Below are 17946 nucleotides of genomic sequence, written 5' to 3'. Positions count from 1 at the left end.
TATCCGATTCGACGGTAACAGGAATGCGACGGTCTATTTCGCGCGCCGCACGGCCGATCCGTGCGGCGGGATCTTCTGATTGAAGCGGCGCTGGAGCGGCCGCGGGATGAGCATGGCGACAAGCGCCAGCGCCATGGCAAAGAGGGAGACCAGCCACAGCGCATGCGCGCCGGTCAGCCGCGTCAGGACGGCGCCGACGATTGCACCAAGCACCATGCCGCCCCAGGGTACGATCTGGATCGTCCATTCGACACGACGATCACCGATGATCCAGCGGCCGATCCCGCGGCCGAAGCGCGACAGGGCACCGGTTACATAGGTCAGGCCGATCGGCAGGCCTTCGATGTGCTCGACGGCGGCGTTCACCATGCCCATGGAAAAAACGATCAGGTAGAACCGGGCGAAGAGCATGTTTTGCACCGTCATCATCGAGGCGAGCGCCAGGACGAGGCCGACGCAGCCAAGCACCACGAAGATGCGGCGTTGCGAAAGATGAGAGATGACGATGCCTGCCGCATTGCCGAGCACGAAGACGATGATGGCAGAGACCAGGACTGCCGCGTGATAAAGATTGCCCTCACTCAAGGCGAGTGCGGCCCGCGTCGTATTGCCGGTCATGAAGGAAACGAAATCGCCGGTGAGCAGAAGACCGGTTGCATCAGTCATACCGGCGAGAAACGAAATCGAGCCGACGAGGGCGAGCCCGGTCAGGGTTCGTCTGGTCCGGATGATGCGGCGGCGTCTTGCTCTGGTCATTGGCTGAAGGTCCTGGAGCCGAATCGCTGAGATTGCGGCAACAAGGATAATTCCTTTCGTTGAGGAATTGGCAAAGACGATCGGAAGGAGGTGAGGCGGACTTGAACGGCAAGACATTTTCGGCCATAGAGACGGCGTTGCTTCAGATCGAAGCTCCGTAAGCGTTTACGTCAATCAACGCGCAACCCGCCGGTCGGCGCTGCGCAATTGTCTGATCGGCACCTTACGGAGATCGAAATGCTCAAAGGCAAACTCCCTAAACGTTACAATACGATCATCATGCCGTTCATCCTCTCGCTGCTGATGACGTCAGTCGTCTCGGCGATCAGTATCGTGAGAGCCCAAGGCCTGACCGCGCCTGCCCTTGCTATGTGGCCCTCGGCATGGCTGCTCTCCTGGGCGATCGCCTTTCCTGTCCTGCTACTGGTGCTGCCGGTGGTCAAGCGGCTGACGGCTGTGATCGTTGAGGCGTGAGGAGCGCGAGGCGCCGGCGGGCTGCGCAAGCGGCCTGCCGGAAGCGTTCCGCCGCCCACGCGTAGCTCCCCCCCTGCAGGACCTTGCCATTCGTTCAGCAAGCCGTCTCCTTTGATGTGTATCAAGGCATGCTTTTCGAGCAGGGATAAGGTCCGGCAACTTGCCCAGGCAGTCCAACAACATTCCTGCGGCAGGTTTTCCAAAGAGATCAATCGGTCGGGAGATAGGGTGATGCCATTAAAACTGATCAGTGGAATGATGAAGTCGTCCGGCGAGGAAGCGTTGCTTGCGATGGATGCGGGCGGCGCAAATCAGATGGTCGTCATTGACAGGGGAGCTCTTCAGGAGGTCGCAGAACCACGACGCTGCGACGAAAGCCGGCTTCAGGAAAATATCGATTTGTTCAGCCGGATTGCGTCGGCGAAATATGACTGCGGCGACGTCGAACCGGATGGGCGCATCCGAATCGGCGCGGACGATCTGCTTGCATGGCGGCAGAGTGCGCATGTCAAAAGCAAGCCGGCAAGCATAGCTTGATCGGTCCATAGCTTGCGCCGGCAAGCCTATCGATCAACACCGTCGTCACGCAGAAGGGCGCCCTCTTTGACGTACGTCAATTCATAATTCCAGGGCAGTGCGAGAGTGTGGCGAATATCAGCTCTCGCCTCTTTCCGTTTGGAGATCAGCATGAAGCAACACCTCTTTCTTCCGCTCCTCACCTATCCGGATGCGACTTCGGAATTCATGATCGCCAACGCCGTCGCACTTGCGCACCACATGCAGGCGACGCTGACCGTCTGTGCGGTGGAGATTACCGTTCCCGACGTGTCCAATGCCCTGTCGTCGCTGATCATCGATGCGGCGAAGATGGCGCGGGATGCCGGGGCGCTCAGCCGCAAGCGTGCCTCGGCGCTGACCCGGATGGCGGTCGATGCGGCAAAAGGCGCTTCCGTGGATGTGCGCACGCGCGAGATCAAGACTGCGGAGCCTTTCGTCGTCGAGGTCCTTTCGGAAGCATCGCGCGCCTACGATCTCGTGCTTCTGGAATCGGCCGGGATCTCCCGTCCGGTCGTCGAGGCGGTGCTGTTTGCGTCAGGTCGGCCGCTCATCCTATATCCGTCTGCACCTTTCGGCGGCCGGATGGATCACGTCGCCATCGCCTGGGATGGCAGCCGCGCTGCCGCACGGGCGGCACATGATGCCTCGTTTTTCCTGGAACGGGCTTCCAAGGTCTGCCTGCTTTCCGTCATCGACGAGAAGCCGGTGGAATTCGAGACCGGCGATTATCTGGTGGAGAATCTGCTGAAGAGCGGTGTCGTCGCGGAGGCGACGCGCGTGCGTGCGCGCGGCGAACCAGTCGGCGAGGTGCTGCAGACCAAAGCCTTCGAATTGCGGGCAGACCTTCTCGTCATGGGCGGGTTCGGCCATTCGCGTCTGCGCGAATTCGTGCTCGGCGGCGCTACTCAAGCCGTGCTGACCAATATCAGCCTGCCTATCCTGCTGTCGCATTGAGCACTGGCACGCCATCTTCAACGATCGAATTCGGAGCAAACGGCTCCGAACTCGTATCGCCAGAACAATCGAAGGCATGGAACATATGCACGCCGGTTATTCTCCCTTCCAACCTAACGACCGGAAGGACCATGCATCGCCCTCAGCCGACGAATCGTCTCGCAGCCGCCAGGTTTCGATGAAACCGTCCGCTTCCTGCCGGCCGCTTCGGCTGCCCCCTCCACCAGTTGAAAAGCATATTCCACGGCCGCTTCCGTATCATCGTGGCAGAGCTTTTCCGCCTGGCAGCGGGTTTCGAGCGATCGTCTGATCCGGCGTTTGATGGCAGGCACAACGGCATCGTTCGTGTGAGCGAAAAGGTGCCGCAGGCAGCTGGTAGCGACCACTTCCGAAACCAGAAGTTTTCCTTCGATTTCGCCGAGCGTCGGCACGGCAAATCGCGCTCCTCCGCTCTGGCAGTCACGATCTGTAACCAACATCATTGTTCTCCCATTTCATCATCGAGCGCTCTTTTCACCCGACGCAGGATCACCGCTCGTCCCTTTCGATCAGGTCGACGGCGCAAGCGCTCTTCCAAGTCGATAACGATCGACTGGTACTCATTGTGCCAATCAGGATGGCCAACCTCTTGTGGTGCAAGACGCGGGCGCGGGGAAGCAGGGCCCAAGAGTTCCGCGCCTTGCCTCGTCAGGCGGTAACAAGCATCGAGCGAGGGGATAAGGACCGTGATATCCGGCTGCTCCAATGCCAAACGGGATTTCAACTGGTCGCGCGCTGCATCTTCGCCATGAACCAGGAACAATCCTGTTCGAACCGGTTTGCGCGCTGCCACCCACTGCATCAATTCGGTCGCATCGGCATGACCACTATACGCCTCCAGAGAGTGAATGGTTGCACGCACGACGATTTCATCGCCTTGGATCCTGACCGTGCGCGCTCCGTCTTGGAGTAGACGTCCGAGCGTTCCCTCCGCCTGAAAACCGACGATGAGAACACTGCCCTCATCGCGCCAAAGCCAGTTCTTGAGCCGATGACGAATCCGGCCCGCCTCGCACATTCCGCTTGCCGCGATGATAATGTGGAAGCCACGGATAAGGTCGAGCGCCTTCGATTGCTCGGCGGTTTCCGTGAAGCGCACGTTCTTCGAATTCAATGCTTTGACCAGCAAATTACCGTTCGCCATGGCGCGCGCGTAACGCTTGAATATCGCAGTGGCGCGCGACGCGAGCGGCGAGTCGATCACGATCGGACAGCGCGGCAGACTGCCTTCGTCCATCAGGATGTTGAGATCAGCCAGAAGCTCCTGGGTTCGTTCGACCGCAAAGGACGGAATCAGCAAAGCGCCGCTTGGGTGATGGGCCTTCAGCACAATTTCAAGGAGCAGCCCGCGCCGTGCTTCATCCGAAACTTCGTCCCGCTCGCGATCGCCATAGGTGCTTTCGCAGATGACATAGTCGAACCCCTGGGGCGCTTCGGGTGCAGCCTCCAGCAATTTATGCTGAGGCCCGATATCGCCCGAAAACAGCATTCGGATCGGTTCATCCGTTCCCGAAAGCTCGATTTCGACCGATGCGGAGCCGAGAAGATGGCCGGCGTCCCAGAACCGGAAGCGGAGGTGGCCAGAAAGCTCGTGCCATTCCTTATGAGCGACGGCTTGAAATTGCGTCATCGCGACTCGTGCGTCATCCGCGTTGTAAATTGGTTCTATGGCGTCGCGTGATCTCCAGCGATTGCGGCGATTGAGCTGCTCGACCTCCGATTCCTGGATATGGCCGGAGTCCTGGAGCATGATCCCGCACAGGTCCAAGGTGGCAGCGGTACAGTAAATATGTCCGGCAAACCCGGCCTTCACCAGCTTGGGGACTAGGCCCGAATGATCGATATGTGCGTGGGTCAAAATGACAGCGTCAACGGCGGCCGGCTCGAAAGGGAAAGGACGATAGTTCAGCTCCTTCTCCGTTTTCGATCCTTGGAACATGCCGCAATCGATCACGATCCGAACACCACGATGGTCCAAAAGAAAGCAGGAGCCGGTCACCGATCCGGCTGCACCGTGAAAATATAAAACAGGATCTGACATGGCCTGCCCCCCAATTGTTTACACATCCTAGCCGGCGGGAACACCGACCGCTTTGCGGCAGATCAATGAATGGGGGAGCAAGGGAGATTAGGGTTGGTCAATTCCAACAAGAGAGGCAACTGGTCATGACCATCAAAACTGTTTTGAGCGTCCTCGGCGTCAATCACTTCGACGAAGACTTGAAGGGCGCCATCGACTTTTGCGAAACCCACGGCGCCCATCTCACCGCAATGGCGATTTCGATGGGCGCAGCGCCCCCTATCGGTTCCTACGAGGTTGTCTCGACGGTCTGGGTCGAAGAACGTCAGCGCGAAATCGATCGCCTGGCCGATAAGAGTTCCGAGATCAAAGCAGTCCTCGCAAGGAGCGAGGTCTCTTTCGAGGTGCAGGAGATCTACACCGAATTCGCCTGGGCGGACGAAGATATTGCAGAGCGGGCACTCTATGCCGATCTCGTCCTGGTCGGCCCTCAGGCCGCCCGTGACCAGGAACTGCGGCGCAGGGTTATCGATGGTGCCCTGTTCCGGTCGCCGACACCGATGCTGATCAACCCGAGAAAGTCCAATGTCGGGCTTGCTCCAAAAGCGATCCTGCTGGCCTGGGACTCCAGCGACGAGGCTTCGCGCGCGGCACGTCAGTCGATCGAGTTCCTGCAGGCTGCTGAATCGGTGCATATCACGCTCGTCGATCCGCTGGCATCATCATCGGCGAATGGTGAAGAACCAGGCGCTGACGTTGCCACCTTTCTGGCACGCCACGGGGTGAAAGTTGATGTGGATTGCGTCGCAAGCGGCGGCCGCCGCGTCGATGAGGTGCTGCGCCAGCATGCCGCCGATGTCGCTGCCGACATGATCGTCATGGGCGCATATAATCATCCCCGGCTTCAGCAGCGTCTTTTTGGCGGTGTAACGCGATCGATGCTGGAGGAAACCAAAATTCCCCTGTTCCTCGCCCATTGAGCAAAACGCCCGGGTTCATCCCGGGCGTCCTCCCCCGGTTTTCAATCAACGGCCCGGCTTTCAATCAACGGAAAGCGCCGTTCGACCGGTAACCTCACGGACAAATATGCCGTAAAATATGTGCTCGGACTCCGAGGCCGTTGCCTGCGGCTGCGGCTTCAAGGCACCGATTTCCCACCAATCGAAGTGTTTTTGCAGCAACGACCAGGCTTGCAGCCTTTCATTGCGCCAAAGGTCTGTATCCGGAAACTCTTCGAAGCGCCCATCGACGACGACGCTCGTCCAGCCCTTGCCCGTGCCATGCTGGTCGATTTGCAAACAGACGTTTTCGTTCGCGCGCATCCAGTCGACCTTCCGGCCGGGCATGGAAAAACTGTAGATCACACCCTTTGCATAAGCGAAGTAGATCGGCACCAAGTAGGGCTTGTCATCCTTGCAACAGGCCAGGTGGCCAAACCGGGAATGCTCAAGAACGGCGAAGCATTCTGCTTGCGTCAAGTCTTTCAGGATGTAGCTCATCGGTAACTCTCCTTGCCGCGACAAGTTCATATATTACCACCTGATCACACCCTGTCGTTGATGGAGCGCAATGACTGAAACTCCCACAGAGGCGAGACTCTCCCCGCCTTGGAGTACCGGTTAATTCGACAAAAGCCGGTTGATGGCGTTGTTATGGAGCAGCGTGCGGGTGATCCCTCCGAAGACACGTTCGCGAAATCGATTGTGGCTATATGCGCCTGCGACAATCAGATCTGCCGCCAACCTATCTGCAGCTTCGATGATCGTCATCCCTGCATCGCCTGTCTGTCGCGGCTCGATGATGCTCCGGGCTGGAACCGAATGGCGGGAGAGAAACCGAACAACATCATTCAGCGCTTGCTCATCGATCGGGTGGCTCTCCTCGATCGAAAGGACGACCACGTCTTGCGCCAAGATCAACAGAGGCATCGCATCGACAATTGCCCGCCGCGATTCCTTCGTGTCCTTCCAGGCAATCACAATCGTCTGAGCTTCCAGAGGAGCCCGGGAGGCCGAAGGTAGCAGCACCGGTCTGCCCGCCGACAGCAAAACGTCCGGTATGTTAACCGTGCGTCGGTAATCGCGTGCCTGACCCTTCTCGACATCAAAGAGGACAATAAGGTCGGCCGCTCGTGCATTTTCAACGACAAAAGTTGCCGGGTCGGCAGCCTTTGTCTGCCAGGAGACGTGGTTCCTGAACGGCGCATGTCGCATGATCCGCTCGTGCAGGTCGCGTTGTCGCGTCTCGACGGCCTCCATCTCTTCACGCATGATTTTGGTTCCGGATGTCGGTCCGATGCTTGGCTCGATCACGAATAGCGGCTGGGCCGCGGATATGCAGGCGAGTTCAGCATTGCAACGCTCAGCGAGGTTTATCGCAAAGGTGAAGCGATGATCGGGCTGGGCATCGATATCGAAATGCGTAAGGATGGATTTGAAAGTCATGGCTGGCTCCCTCCTTCGTGAGGACATTCAAATCATGCTCGCGCTTCTGCGATTTATCACCTTGATTTTCGTCAAAGCGCGGGCCGCACGAACAGGCGATGCTAGCTCCAATCATCGGGAGGACATCACCCATGAAAGCGCAATTTCATTTGCCCCTAGTCACCTATCCAGACGCAAGCTCCTTTTCGCTCCTTCAGAATGCTGTCGCTGTTTCCCTTCACCAAAAGGCTGATTTAACGGCAAGTATACCGTTGGTCAGAATTGAACCCGTGCAACCGCGACTTCCGTCATTTCTTGACGTGGAAAAAATGCGTGCGGATGCCGAGCACGTCAGCAGAGACAATGGCGCCGTTCTCGGGCAGACGCTGCGTGACTATGCGAAGCAAGCCGAGATCGAGGTTGAGATCCAGCCATTCGACGCGAGGCAACCGTTTGTCGCCCAAGCTCTTGCCGAGCTGTCACGCGCATATGATCTTTCGATTCTGGAAGCATCCGAAATAATGAGGCCGCTGATCGAGAGCGTGCTGTTTGAAAGCGGTAGACCGCTCCTGCTTTTTCCCACGGACAATTTCTGCGGGCGGATCGATGCTGTCGCCGTCGCCTGGGATGGGGGAGCCACCGTCGCGCGGGCACTGACAGGTGCCAGATTCCTGCTGGAACAGGCTTCGCGTGTCGTCCTGATTTCCGTGACCGACGACAAGCAGATTGACGAGCGCAGGCGAGACCACCTTGCGGCTGCACTTCGAAAGGCCGGCCTTGCCGTCGATGTCACGGCCGTCCAGGCGAACGGAGAACCGTCAGCCGGCGTCATCCAAGCTGCGGCGCTGGAACGCAAGGCTGATTTGCTGGTCGCCGGCGCGTTCGGTCATTCGCGGCTGCGCGAATTCGTTCTGGGTGGGGTCACACGGTCACTGTTGACGCGCCTTGAAATGCCCGCTCTCTTTTGCCACTAACTAGAGAGCACGGAGTGCGTTGCCGATCACGGCAACATCGATCACCTCCTGGAGAAGGGCGCCCTGCACAGGCGTGAGGTATCCCAGGCTCGCACAAACCATCGCGATCACCGATAGACCGACACCGCAAGCGACACTCTGAAGAGCGATCGCACGGGACCGCCGCGCGGTTTGCAGCAGAGTTCCAATCTGCCCCAGGTCATCCCGCAGCAACACGACATCCGCCGCTTCAGCGGCGGCGGCAAGATTGCGCCGGCCAACGGCAACACCGACGTCGGCAGCAGCAAGTGCAGGTGCATCGTTGACGCCATCACCGATCATCATGACGCGCCCGTAGGATCTTTCCGCCGTCACCCTCTGAACTTTCTCGGCCGGCTCAAGCTCGGCACTGATCTGATCAAGACGAAGAGCAAGGCCGACGGCGTCCGCGACTTCGGCCCTGTCACCGGTCGCAAGGCTAAGCCGCTTGACGCCCAAACGTCGAAGATCCGCGATCGCCGGGACAGCATCCTTGCGAACCGGGTCGGCCATGACGATCGTACCGGCGAGAGCGTCATCGATCGCGACATAGGCTGTGACCGTGCTGTTGTCCTTCGGGCCAGGGCGAGTGGCGGACCTTGTCTTGCCGGCAATGAAATCCCATCCGCCAACGGCTACCTTGCGTCCGTCCACATATCCCTCGATGCCTTCTCCTGGCACTTCTGCGAGTTGGGCAGGTTTGGCAAGCCTCAGGCCACGTCGCTTCGCTTCTTCGACAATCGTTTGACCAATCACGTGGCCAGAGGCTTGATCCACGGATGCCGCGAGACGCAAAATCTCCTCGGCATCCCGATCGGTCTCGATTCTGACAACAGCAGGCTCTCCAGTCGTCAGCGTGCCTGTCTTGTCGAAGACGACCACCGAGATGGTCGCGAGGACCTCGAGGACATGAGCTCCTTTGACCAGGACGCCTGCACGGGCAGCTTTCGACATTCCCGCCACGAGTGCGACGGGAACGGCGAGAATCAGCGGGCAAGGTGTCGCGACGACCAGAACTGCAACAATCCGCGTGGGATCGCCCGACAACCATGCGGCCAGGCCGGCGATCACCAGGGTCATCGCCAGGAAGGCGAGGGAGAAGCGGTCGGCCAATCTCGATATTGGCGCTTTCGAGTTTCGGGCCTGGCTCACCATGCGGATTATTCCGGCATATGTACTTTCGCTTGCTGAGCCGGAGGCGATCATTTCAAAAGCATCGCCGAGATTGGAAGACCCGCTCATGATCAATTCACCGCTTTCCCGCCGCGCCGGCAACGGCTCGCCGGTGAGAGCCGCCTCGTTCAAGAGCGCGTGACCGGCTACAACCTTGCCATCGGCAGGGACCACGTCGCCCTTTCGGACGAGCAGCTTGTCTCCCGGGACAAGTGCCGCGATGGGAACCTCGGACAGGCCGGATGCGGTGACACGAACAGCGCTACGGGGGGCGCGAGACAGAAGTTCGCTCATACCGCTCTCTGCGCGCCCTTGAGCAAAGCTTTCCAGAAACTGCCCGCCTGCATACATGACAGCAACGATGGCGCCGGCAAAATATTCGCCAAACCAGAGCGCAGCACTCATGGACAGGGCCGCGATAAGATCCAGGCCGATATCGCCACGCCTCAAACTGAGTGCGACGTCAACAGAAAGCGCGACGATGACAGTGATCGTCGCGCTGACCAGAGCGGTGGTGGACCAGAAAAGCAGATCGCCATGCCACCACCGCAACAGACCGCCGACGATGAGGCCTGTGATTGCGATAGCCGCGAGCGAAAGAGGCCAAATGCGGTGAATAACCGTGAAGGTTATTGGAAGGCGGTAATTGATACGCGAAGAAGCACTCATGCCAGAACCAAGCCGGCAATCCCAGCAAAAGTCGCGACACAGCCTGCGATCGCGAAACGAATTGCATAGGCGATGCTCCCAACACTTGCCGCAAGAACGGCCTTCGCAAGCATATTGGCGAACGCCGCGACCGCTATGGCGCGAGCGGCTGCATCTGCAGGCACCTGGATGGATGACAGTTTCGCCACGGCAAGTGTTATCGCATCGAGATCGCCCAGTCCGGTGATGAACGCAAGGGCGACCAATGACTGGGTTCCGAAGACGATCAGGGTCAAGCGTGTCAGGACGGTCACGACGGCGAGAACAAGCGCGAAACGCAGCACGACCATGACCTCAAGCGGGTTTCGCGGCAAAAAATCAGTGCTCTCGTCCGGGCGCCGCAACGATGCGGCAAGGCCGCCTCCGATGGCGAAGATCATGGCAGCGGGAGCGAGCGATGGAGCCAGCTCCTTGAGTACAGCCGGTGCAATGAGGCCGCAAATCAAAAGCACCCGGGCGAGAGAAACGGCTCCCGCCAGCATCGCTCCGGCTGAAAGGAGCGGTGAGAGGGCGGGCATCTGTATCGACTGGCGGGCAAAGGAAAGCGTCAGGGCTGTCGACGAGACGATACCGCCGCTGGCGCCGGTCAACAGGATTCCGGCACGGGCGCCGCCAATCTTGATCAGGATATAACCAACAAAGGAAACGGCTCCCACCAGGATCGTCATCATCCAAAGCTCGAAGACATTGATCGCCTGCCAGGGATCGACCGGCTCATTGGGCAGGATCGGGAGGATGACGACCGTCATCGTCAGCAGGATCAGGGCGGCCCTCAGCTCGAGCCAGGTCAGGCGCCGAAGAAATCCATGCAAGGGTTCCCGCGCGGCGAGAAGGGCCGTTATTGCAACCGCGCTTGCTGCCGTTGCCGTCATATCTGCAACGACCGCGCCGAAACCCAGTGCGAAGACCGTTATTGCGGCAATCGTGCCGGTTGCACTGTAGTCTTCGTCATGTGTTGCCTGCATGCGGCTGAAAACGAGGATTGTGACGCAAAAGGAAACAAAGATAGCCGTCGGCAGAATTGGCCCCGTGACGGGCTGCAGGAAACCGCAGAAGCCGCCCAGGAAACTTGACAGGCCATAGGTGCGGATTCCCGCCACCCTTTTGCCTGGCGCGGCCTCACGATCCTGCCAGCCGCGCTCGATACCGACCAGGATGCCTATCGCAAGCGCGAGGCTGAGGCGCTGGAATGCTTCTGTCGTTACCAATGATGTCATCATCTGATGGTCCAGACGTGCCGGTCCATCCATCGCGGAAGGTACCTGTGCCGTCTATGTCGTTGCCGTTCATTTCGAATCATGCGCCGGCAATGTCAGAGCCGGCCCAGCGCATCGTCTGTGGACGTCTCACCGAACTGGTCGAGCGCCTCCTCGAGATAATCCGGCAGGAGAGGCATGCCGAGAAGATAGGCCGCTGTGCGTCTATTGTGCGCATCCGCTGCTCGGCTGCGAAGCTCATCCCAATCATTGACATTCCCATCGCCTCGACCGAGCCACGCCAAGGCGACCAGATCGATCTGTTCGTCTTCGTTGAGAGCCCAGATTGCACTCCTGAGTTCGGTCTCGACGGGATCGTCGTCATGATCTTCCAGCACTCCGATCATGTTGTCGTCGCTCGGGTTCGAGCCCGGATCCGGCTCGGTGATGACATCCTTGACGTCGAACTCCTTAGCCTTGAGGATGAGATAGCGGACGGTCTCCGGGGAAATGCTCGGCATCCATGCCTCGTTCACAGGGTCATTCATAAGTGGCCTCCGCGCCCAATATTTCATTTCAATTATATACCATGTGACATCGGGCTGCCGTTGCATTGAGAAGGATCAATCTACCCCACCGTCACATGACGAAAACGGCGAACGAGAATGGGCAGGACGTAGGCTTGACGCTCGTCGATGCCGATCGTCGCGTTTTCAAGACCGTAACGGTTTGCGAAATGAGGAGACGCTGATGCAGGCGATGATTTTGGAGGCGATCGGGACCCCTTTACGTCTGGTGGAGCGCGCCGATCCCGCGCCGGGCAAAGGCCAGTTGATGTTGAAGGTCGAAGCCTGCGCCGTCTGCAGGACGGATCTTCACGTCTGTGACGGCGATCTTCCGAACCCGAAGCTTCCCCTCGTTCCCGGCCATGAGATCGTCGGCGTCGTCGAGGCGGTCGGCGAAGGTGTCGCGGCGTCACGCAGAGGGCAAAGGGTCGGCGTACCCTGGCTCGGCCACACATGTGGCCGCTGCTCGTTCTGCCGCAGCGGAGAGGAAAATCTCTGCGACCAACCGCAATTTACCGGCTATACGCGCGATGGAGGTTTTGCCACCCATGTCGTTGCCGATGCAGCTTACGCATTTGCGCTCGACAGCGAGGCCGATCCGGTCGCTCTTGCGCCGCTGCTATGCGCGGGACTGATCGGCTGGCGTTCGCTGAAGAAGGCTGGAGACGGCGCCCGGATCGGGCTTTACGGCTTTGGCGCAGCCGCCCATATCATCGCGCAAATATGCCGCTGGCAGGGCCGTCAGGTCTACGCTTTCTCACGCAGCGGCGACGCTGCAGCGCAAGGTTTTGCGCTCGGCCTTGGCGCTGCCTGGGCAGGGGGTTCGGATGAAGCTCCGCCTGTCATGCTCGACGCCGCAATCATCTTCGCACCTGTCGGCGAACTCGTACCGGCTGCACTGAAGGCGGTGCGAAAGGGCGGAAGGGTCGTCTGCGGAGGTATCCACATGAGTGAGCTTCCGGCCATGCCTTATGCGCTGATCTGGGGGGAGCGAAGCGTTGTTTCGGTCGCAAATCTGACGCGTGAAGATGCGGAGGAATTCTTCCCCATTGCCCGCCACGCAGGCGTCAGGACCCACACGACCGTCTATCCGCTTGCCGAAGCCAATACGGCGCTCGACGACCTGCGTGCCGGCCGATTGAGCGGAGCGGCTGTCTTGAAGCCCTGAGCCGATGGGTCATCGCTGGCCACTGCATGATGGGATTTCAGACGGGCGCACGCAAATTACCGCCATGGCTGGCCGCCGCGTCTTGTCGTCAGTTGTCGCGGTGCTGCCTGCGCCACCATTTGTCCACCTCGGAGACCGCAAGCAGAGCGCAGGCGAGCGCCAGAAGCGTTGCCCATTCGCCAAGAGATACCGGTTGCAGGGAGAGTATGTCGCTGAGGAAGGGGAGGTGCATAGCGAGCATGTGGACCGCCTGGGCGACGAGCACAGCGGCAAGCAGCAGCAGGTTACCGCCAAAACCTTGCCTGAAGAGAGACTGATATTCCGAGCGGCTGTTGCAGGTCTGGACGTTCTCGAAGAGGACGAAGAGCAGGAGCAGCATGTTGCGAGCCGCCCCTTCCGAATAGCCGTTCAGCAGCAGCCAGTAAAAGATGGCAAAACCACCAAGACCCATGACGAGGGTGGAAAGCAGCACACGGCGCAACATCAGCCGGTCGAGGATCGGTTCCGAGGGCTTGCGTGGCGGACGGCAAAATTCGTCGCCTTCGGCCTTTTCGGCACCGAGCGTGACATCTTGGATGCCGTTGGTGACCAGGTTCAACCACAGCAATTGCACCGGCAGCAGCGGCATCGGCAGGCCGAGCGGAATTGCCAGCATGAAGAGCAGCACTTCAGCCGCCCCGGTCGAGATGAGCATGAAGATCACCTTGCGAATATTGGCATAGGCGACCCGGCCCTCGCCGATACCGGCGACGACGGAGGAGAAATTGTCGTCGGTGATGATGATGTCGGCGCTGTCCTTGGCGACATCCGTGCCTTTGCGACCCATAGCAACGCCGACATGGGCGTGTTTCAGCGCCGGCGCATCGTTGACGCCGTCGCCGGTCATGGCAACGAAATGGCCCTGCCGCGCCAGCGACAGCACGATCGAAAGCTTCTGTGCCGGCTGCGCGCGCGCATAGAGCCGCGTGCGGGCGGTCAAAGCATCGAGGATCGCCGCCCCCTCCTGCTCCGCTTTGGCGATTTCGGCGCCGGTTGCGATCTGGACGTCGTCGAAATCCAGGCCGGCTTCGGCGGCGATGGCGGCCGCCGTGCGGGGATCGTCGCCGGTTATCATGGCGACCGCGATGCCCGCGGTGCGGCAGCGACGAATGGCATCGGGTACTTCGGGCCGGATCGGATCCTTCATGCCGACGAAGCCCAGAAAGACGAGGTTGACGAGATGATGGCGGCCATAGATGTCGTCGGAAGCCGCTGCCATCTCGCCATAGGCGAAGGCGAGCACGCGCAGGCCGCGGCCGGCAAGTTCTTCCTTCTGTTTGACGAGCGCTGCCTTGTCGAGGGCGACGAAACCCTTGCCTGTGTCCATTCGATCGGCCATGGCGAGCACCGTCTCGGGCGAGCCCTTGACGAAGACATGGACGCTGTCTTCCGCGTCGTGGAAGGAGGCGGCATAACGCAGGTCCGGCTCATAGGGAATGGCGCTGAGGGCGGGAAAATCCGCGCGCAGATGCCTGTGATCGATGCCGGCTTTTCGGGCCGCCGCCAGCAGTGCGATGTCGACGGTGTCGCCGGTGCCGCTCCAGCCATCAGCCTGCTGCTGAAGGGTCGCCTCATTCGGCAGGGCGGCAGCCTTCAGCAGCGAAAAGGCTCTTTCGGCAGCGACTTCGCGGGTGACGCCGGGTGCGTGCAACTCGCAGCGATCGAGGTCATGGCCGGCGTCGAAGAAGAGGCGGGTTCCTTCCGGCAGGATCATTTCCGTCACCGTCAACTCGTTCATGGTCAGGGTGCCGGTCTTGTCGGTGGCAATCATCGTGCACGAGCCGAGCGCTTCAACGGCCGTCATGTTGCGGACAATGACATTGGCCTTCGACATCCGGCGCATACTGATCGCCAGCGCAACGGTGATGGCGACGGGCAAACCTTCGGGAATCGCGCTGACGGCAAGACCGACGCTCATCAGGAAAAGATCGTGAAGTGAAAGGCCCCGCGCCAGGCCGGCAGCAAGAAGCAAGGCCGTGGCAACGGCGACCGAGTAGGCTATGTTGCGCGAGAAATACTCGAGCCGGATCAGCAACGGTGGCTGCGAACGTGATCTTTCGCCGATACTGGTTGCAATCCTGCCGAGTTCGGTGGCCGACCCTGTCGCCGAAACGCGGCCGCGACCGCGCCCTCTGACGATCATGGTTCCGGCGAAGACCTGGGAGGAGCCGCTGCCGTTTGCGAACTTGCGCACCGGCACGGATTCTCCCGTCAGCAGGGATTCGTCGCATTGAAGGTCGTCGCAGGCAAAGAGCGTGAGATCGGCCGGCGCGCGCCTACCGGATTCCAGCACGAGAAGATCTCCCGGAACAAGGTCGGTTGCGGCAATGGTCTGCTGCATTCCATCGCGGATCACCAGCGCGCTGGGCTGTTCGAGATTACGCAGGGCAGCGGCAGCCTTGCCGGCCGAGTATTCCTGGAAAGCGCCGATCGCGCCGTTGAGAATGAGGACTACCGCGATGAAGGCCGCGTCCTTTAGATCGCTGACAATGGCGGAAACCGCCGCGGCGCAGATCAGGATGTAGATCAGCGGGCTCAGGAACTGGTGCGCGAAGACGAGCAGGAAGCCGGGAGCAATTGATTTCGGCAACTCGTTGCGGCCGAAGCGACGCAGCAGCGCTTCGGCTTCGGCTTGCGAAAGCCCTGTCTCATCGCAGCGGATTTGAGCGGCGTGGTTCATGCCCTCATAGGACGGGATGTCCGGCAGCCTCGCCTTGATCTTCATCAAGGAACTCGTCCCAAGAGAGGGCGCGCCGTTACGGCGCGCCCGCATCGGAAGAGTCAGCCCGCCTTGATCGGGATCTTGCGTTCGCTCTTCAGGGCGTCGTTGCTTTTCGGCAGCTTTACCGTCAGCACACCGTTGGCAAAAGACGCATCGATCTTGGCGCTGTCGACGCTCGGCGGAAGCTGGAATGCGCGGTGGAAGGCGCCGTAACGGCGTTCGGAAAGATGATACTCCTTGTCCTTCTCCTCTTTGGTCTCCTGCTTTTCGGCCGTAATGGCGAGAATGCCGTTTGTGACTTTCACGTCGACATTGCTGGCGTCGATACCCGGCAGTTCAGCCGTGATTTCATAACCATTGTCTCTCTCGACGAGATCGACGGCCGGAGAGACGATCGTCGAGAGCGCCTTGTCGAAGGACAGTCTCGAAAAGGGGCGATGCCAGAAGCTCGGCGTGAAATCGTCGAAGAGCCGATCGATCTCCGAGCGCAGGCTCTCGAAGGTGGAAAGGCCCCTCTGCGGGGTCTTGTTCTTCTCATCGGTCTTGATCGGCAGTTTGGTGGCTGTGTTGGCCATGTTCTTGCTCCTCTGTCGTAACGTGTGGGACCGTTTCGCGGCGGGGTCGGCAGACGATCGCCGCAATAACCGAACTTCGCGTTCGGCAACGGACCGATCAAAGCCGATAACGGGCAACGCGGCATTGATCGCCGTCAATGTGTGTTTCGCCGCGATGCCCGGGCAATCTCCGTGAGACGGCAGAGCAAAATCGCCCATGCATAGCTGCAACACGAGGCTTTGAGGCAGGTGGATCGGGACGAGCCGACATCGCACGGCGCCAGTGCGGAGGACGGTGCCTCTGGGCAAGGAAGTTTGCGAAAACGCTCTCTCGCGAGCAAGTGTTGAGAACCTTCGCGGGCGCCGGTTTCGGCTTTGCCGTCAGCGGTTCAGACGACAGCGACAGCTTTTCTTCCGCATCAGACAGTGATCTTCTTCATTGATCAGTACAGATCTTTGCCGCTTCGCCCAACGAACTCCGTTCGAAGGCCCTGATCGTGCGCTTGCTTGAGAAAACGATCGGCGCTCAGCATGTCGAGAGCGATGCTGTCACTCAGACATTGGCATAGCGGACCACAGAACTGTTCGTGGACCCACGCTCGGGCGCGGGCCGACAGAATGACGATTCGCCATTCATCATCCGTGCTTCGCTCAAGCCGGAAATCACGGTCGGAATGATAGGGCGGAGGGCTGCCCGCCGCCGCAAGCAGTGCTTCTCCCGTCCGGGTGGGTATCGTGTCCATGACAAATATAACCTGTTTCAGCGCTCCGATGGCGGCCAGGGGGCCGCCATCGATGTCAGACGTCGATCAACCGACCGAGAGCTGATCATCGAGTGTGGTGATCCCGGGCGCCGACCAAGCGGCTCGCTCGGCAGCGCGTCGTTCTGCCCAGGTCCTGACCTTGCCTTTCAGCGTCACTTTGCCGCCGGAAACATCGACTCGGATTGCCTCGGCCTGCAACTCCGCATCGCGCTCGAAGGCATCCTCGATGCGTTTCCTGACGTTGGCCGCGCTGGCCTTGGGTTTAACCTCGACCAGATTCGAGAGGCCAACAATGCCGGCCAGGTCTTTGACGGCATCTGACGCAGCGTCCTTCTGATATTGCCACTCGACCGCGCCGGTTAAGGTTACCCAACCCTTGAGGACCCGCACCTGCACCGCTTCCTTCGGGATGCAGACATTCCAGTCGATCATCTTTACCGCCCGCTGCGCGATATCGTCGTCGTCGGTGATGCGAGCGCCAAAGATACGAACCTCGATTTCCTGGGCGATGCCGCGAACCCCCTTCACGCGTTTGACCACGTGCTCGACCGCCTCCTTCTCCGAATACGTGCGGACATGTCCGGTGAGGGAAACGATGCCACTATCAACGGCTACGCCAATATTGGCCGCATCGACACTTGGCTCGAATTCGAGTTCGTCCAGAATGGCCTGTCTCAACGCAATGTTGTTCATAGCCTTCTCTCCACTTGGTTTCATCGACATGAACAGCGATAGGCCGCAATAGCCGGGACGTCGTTGATCCGGGTCAATAAAGCGAATTCCAAGAGTTTTGTGACGCCGGCGAAGGTATCGCCATGTCCCCCGCACGATCCCCGTCAG

General features: G+C 59.8%; 18 protein-coding genes. 6 read left to right on the top strand and 12 right to left on the bottom strand.

The genetic code is table 11. The annotated features are described in order from the left end of the window. Positions 1-33 precede the first annotated feature (33 nt). Positions 34-756: a YoaK family protein gene (locus tag EEQ99_RS27475; protein ID WP_127431372.1), complete on the bottom strand. Its 723-nt coding sequence runs from the start codon at positions 754-756 to the stop codon at positions 34-36. 237 nt (positions 757-993) lie between these two features. On the opposite strand from EEQ99_RS27475, the gene EEQ99_RS27470 reads away from it, so the two are divergent. The 3 genes from EEQ99_RS27470 to EEQ99_RS27460 all read left to right on the top strand — a co-directional run bounded on the left by EEQ99_RS27470 (position 994) and on the right by EEQ99_RS27460 (position 2742). After that, the gene (locus EEQ99_RS27470; protein WP_097544485.1) at positions 994-1230 is read left to right on the top strand and encodes a DUF2798 domain-containing protein; all 237 of its coding nucleotides are present in this window, start codon (positions 994-996) and stop codon (positions 1228-1230) included. A gap of 231 nt (positions 1231-1461) precedes the next feature. Continuing rightward, positions 1462-1767 (top strand): hypothetical protein, encoded by a 306-nt coding sequence (locus tag EEQ99_RS34765; protein WP_048338295.1) that lies wholly within the window; start codon positions 1462-1464, stop codon positions 1765-1767. A 150-nt stretch (positions 1768-1917) separates the two neighbouring features. Further along, on the top strand, positions 1918-2742 hold the full coding sequence (locus EEQ99_RS27460) for a universal stress protein (protein WP_127431371.1): 825 nt from the start codon (positions 1918-1920) through the stop codon (positions 2740-2742). A gap of 113 nt (positions 2743-2855) precedes the next feature. Here EEQ99_RS27460 and EEQ99_RS27455 read toward each other — a convergent pair whose 3' ends face one another. Together EEQ99_RS27455 and EEQ99_RS27450 are read right to left on the bottom strand one after the other, a co-directional pair. Further along, positions 2856-3221 (bottom strand): hypothetical protein, encoded by a 366-nt coding sequence (locus tag EEQ99_RS27455; protein WP_097544486.1) that lies wholly within the window; start codon positions 3219-3221, stop codon positions 2856-2858. After that, positions 3221-4822: an MBL fold metallo-hydrolase gene (locus EEQ99_RS27450; RefSeq protein WP_029868360.1), complete on the bottom strand. Its 1602-nt coding sequence runs from the start codon at positions 4820-4822 to the stop codon at positions 3221-3223. Before EEQ99_RS27450 ends, EEQ99_RS27455 begins: the two co-directional genes overlap by 1 nt. 125 nt (positions 4823-4947) lie before the next feature. On the opposite strand from EEQ99_RS27450, the gene EEQ99_RS27445 reads away from it, so the two are divergent. Then, positions 4948-5781 (top strand): universal stress protein, encoded by an 834-nt coding sequence (locus tag EEQ99_RS27445; protein WP_097544487.1) that lies wholly within the window; start codon positions 4948-4950, stop codon positions 5779-5781. Positions 5782-5841: 60 nt separating this feature from the next. On the opposite strand, the gene EEQ99_RS27440 is transcribed toward EEQ99_RS27445, so the two are convergent. Continuing rightward, positions 5842-6300, bottom strand: coding sequence for a pyridoxamine 5'-phosphate oxidase family protein (locus EEQ99_RS27440; RefSeq protein ID WP_097544488.1), 459 nt, complete (start codon positions 6298-6300; stop codon positions 5842-5844). A gap of 120 nt (positions 6301-6420) precedes the next feature. Beyond that, complete coding sequence (locus EEQ99_RS27435; protein WP_063473400.1) at positions 6421-7245, bottom strand: universal stress protein; 825 nt, start codon at positions 7243-7245, stop codon at positions 6421-6423. 131 nt (positions 7246-7376) lie between these two features. Here EEQ99_RS27435 and EEQ99_RS27430 point away from each other — a divergent pair, with 131 nt between their 5' ends. After that, positions 7377-8198 (top strand): universal stress protein, encoded by an 822-nt coding sequence (locus tag EEQ99_RS27430; protein ID WP_047617327.1) that lies wholly within the window; start codon positions 7377-7379, stop codon positions 8196-8198. Here the strand turns inward: EEQ99_RS27430 and EEQ99_RS27425 are convergent, their stop codons facing one another. From EEQ99_RS27425 to EEQ99_RS27415, 3 genes are all read right to left on the bottom strand, one after another. Beyond that, positions 8199-9794: a heavy metal translocating P-type ATPase gene (locus tag EEQ99_RS27425; RefSeq protein ID WP_244604853.1), complete on the bottom strand. Its 1596-nt coding sequence runs from the start codon at positions 9792-9794 to the stop codon at positions 8199-8201. It lies immediately after the preceding gene. A 260-nt stretch (positions 9795-10054) separates the two neighbouring features. Next, complete coding sequence (locus EEQ99_RS27420) at positions 10055-11317, bottom strand: MgtC/SapB family protein (RefSeq protein ID WP_063473415.1); 1263 nt, start codon at positions 11315-11317, stop codon at positions 10055-10057. A 92-nt stretch (positions 11318-11409) separates the two neighbouring features. Then, complete coding sequence (locus EEQ99_RS27415; protein ID WP_063473402.1) at positions 11410-11841, bottom strand: DUF3775 domain-containing protein; 432 nt, start codon at positions 11839-11841, stop codon at positions 11410-11412. 202 nt (positions 11842-12043) lie between these two features. Here EEQ99_RS27415 and EEQ99_RS27410 point away from each other — a divergent pair, with 202 nt between their 5' ends. After that, complete coding sequence (locus EEQ99_RS27410) at positions 12044-13027, top strand: zinc-dependent alcohol dehydrogenase family protein (RefSeq protein ID WP_097544490.1); 984 nt, start codon at positions 12044-12046, stop codon at positions 13025-13027. A gap of 88 nt (positions 13028-13115) precedes the next feature. On the opposite strand, the gene EEQ99_RS27405 is transcribed toward EEQ99_RS27410, so the two are convergent. From EEQ99_RS27405 to EEQ99_RS27390, 4 genes are all read right to left on the bottom strand, one after another. Beyond that, positions 13116-15791, bottom strand: a complete 2676-nt coding sequence (locus EEQ99_RS27405; protein ID WP_097544491.1) for a cation-translocating P-type ATPase — start codon at positions 15789-15791, stop codon at positions 13116-13118. 56 nt (positions 15792-15847) lie between these two features. Continuing rightward, positions 15848-16363, bottom strand: coding sequence for an Hsp20/alpha crystallin family protein (locus EEQ99_RS27400; RefSeq protein WP_047617325.1), 516 nt, complete (start codon positions 16361-16363; stop codon positions 15848-15850). A 422-nt stretch (positions 16364-16785) separates the two neighbouring features. Next, positions 16786-17085 carry a hypothetical protein gene (locus EEQ99_RS34760; RefSeq protein WP_164735972.1) on the bottom strand — a complete coding sequence of 100 codons (300 nt, stop codon included), beginning with the start codon at positions 17083-17085 and terminating at the stop codon, positions 16786-16788. A 66-nt stretch (positions 17086-17151) separates the two neighbouring features. Then, the gene (locus EEQ99_RS27390) at positions 17152-17799 is read right to left on the bottom strand and encodes a BON domain-containing protein (RefSeq protein WP_097544492.1); all 648 of its coding nucleotides are present in this window, start codon (positions 17797-17799) and stop codon (positions 17152-17154) included. Between the last annotated feature and the right edge of the window lie 147 nt (positions 17800-17946).

It is taken from the genome of Rhizobium anhuiense, from assembly GCF_003985145.1.
Taxonomy (GTDB): Bacteria; Pseudomonadota; Alphaproteobacteria; order Rhizobiales; family Rhizobiaceae; genus Rhizobium; species Rhizobium anhuiense.
The sequence above is the reverse complement of the archived record's forward strand: the minus strand, read 5'-3'. Positions and strand labels throughout refer to the sequence as shown.

Excerpts from the sequence above, each read along its gene's own strand:
- EEQ99_RS27475 (WP_127431372.1), bottom strand. The coding sequence starts at position 756 with ATGACCAGAGCAAGACGCCGCCGCATCATCCGGACCAGACGAACCCTG.
- EEQ99_RS27470 (WP_097544485.1), top strand. The coding sequence starts at position 994 with ATGCTCAAAGGCAAACTCCCTAAACGTTACAATACGATCATCATGCCG.
- EEQ99_RS34765 (WP_048338295.1), top strand. The coding sequence starts at position 1,462 with ATGCCATTAAAACTGATCAGTGGAATGATGAAGTCGTCCGGCGAGGAA.
- EEQ99_RS27460 (WP_127431371.1), top strand. The coding sequence starts at position 1,918 with ATGAAGCAACACCTCTTTCTTCCGCTCCTCACCTATCCGGATGCGACT.
- EEQ99_RS27455 (WP_097544486.1), bottom strand. The coding sequence starts at position 3,221 with ATGTTGGTTACAGATCGTGACTGCCAGAGCGGAGGAGCGCGATTTGCC.
- EEQ99_RS27450 (WP_029868360.1), bottom strand. The coding sequence starts at position 4,822 with ATGTCAGATCCTGTTTTATATTTTCACGGTGCAGCCGGATCGGTGACC.
- EEQ99_RS27445 (WP_097544487.1), top strand. The coding sequence starts at position 4,948 with ATGACCATCAAAACTGTTTTGAGCGTCCTCGGCGTCAATCACTTCGAC.
- EEQ99_RS27440 (WP_097544488.1), bottom strand. The coding sequence starts at position 6,300 with ATGAGCTACATCCTGAAAGACTTGACGCAAGCAGAATGCTTCGCCGTT.
- EEQ99_RS27435 (WP_063473400.1), bottom strand. The coding sequence starts at position 7,245 with ATGACTTTCAAATCCATCCTTACGCATTTCGATATCGATGCCCAGCCC.
- EEQ99_RS27430 (WP_047617327.1), top strand. The coding sequence starts at position 7,377 with ATGAAAGCGCAATTTCATTTGCCCCTAGTCACCTATCCAGACGCAAGC.
- EEQ99_RS27425 (WP_244604853.1), bottom strand. The coding sequence starts at position 9,794 with ATGAGTGCTGCGCTCTGGTTTGGCGAATATTTTGCCGGCGCCATCGTT.
- EEQ99_RS27420 (WP_063473415.1), bottom strand. The coding sequence starts at position 11,317 with ATGATGACATCATTGGTAACGACAGAAGCATTCCAGCGCCTCAGCCTC.
- EEQ99_RS27415 (WP_063473402.1), bottom strand. The coding sequence starts at position 11,841 with ATGAATGACCCTGTGAACGAGGCATGGATGCCGAGCATTTCCCCGGAG.
- EEQ99_RS27410 (WP_097544490.1), top strand. The coding sequence starts at position 12,044 with ATGCAGGCGATGATTTTGGAGGCGATCGGGACCCCTTTACGTCTGGTG.
- EEQ99_RS27405 (WP_097544491.1), bottom strand. The coding sequence starts at position 15,791 with ATGAAGATCAAGGCGAGGCTGCCGGACATCCCGTCCTATGAGGGCATG.
- EEQ99_RS27400 (WP_047617325.1), bottom strand. The coding sequence starts at position 16,363 with ATGGCCAACACAGCCACCAAACTGCCGATCAAGACCGATGAGAAGAAC.
- EEQ99_RS34760 (WP_164735972.1), bottom strand. The coding sequence starts at position 17,085 with ATGGACACGATACCCACCCGGACGGGAGAAGCACTGCTTGCGGCGGCG.
- EEQ99_RS27390 (WP_097544492.1), bottom strand. The coding sequence starts at position 17,799 with ATGAACAACATTGCGTTGAGACAGGCCATTCTGGACGAACTCGAATTC.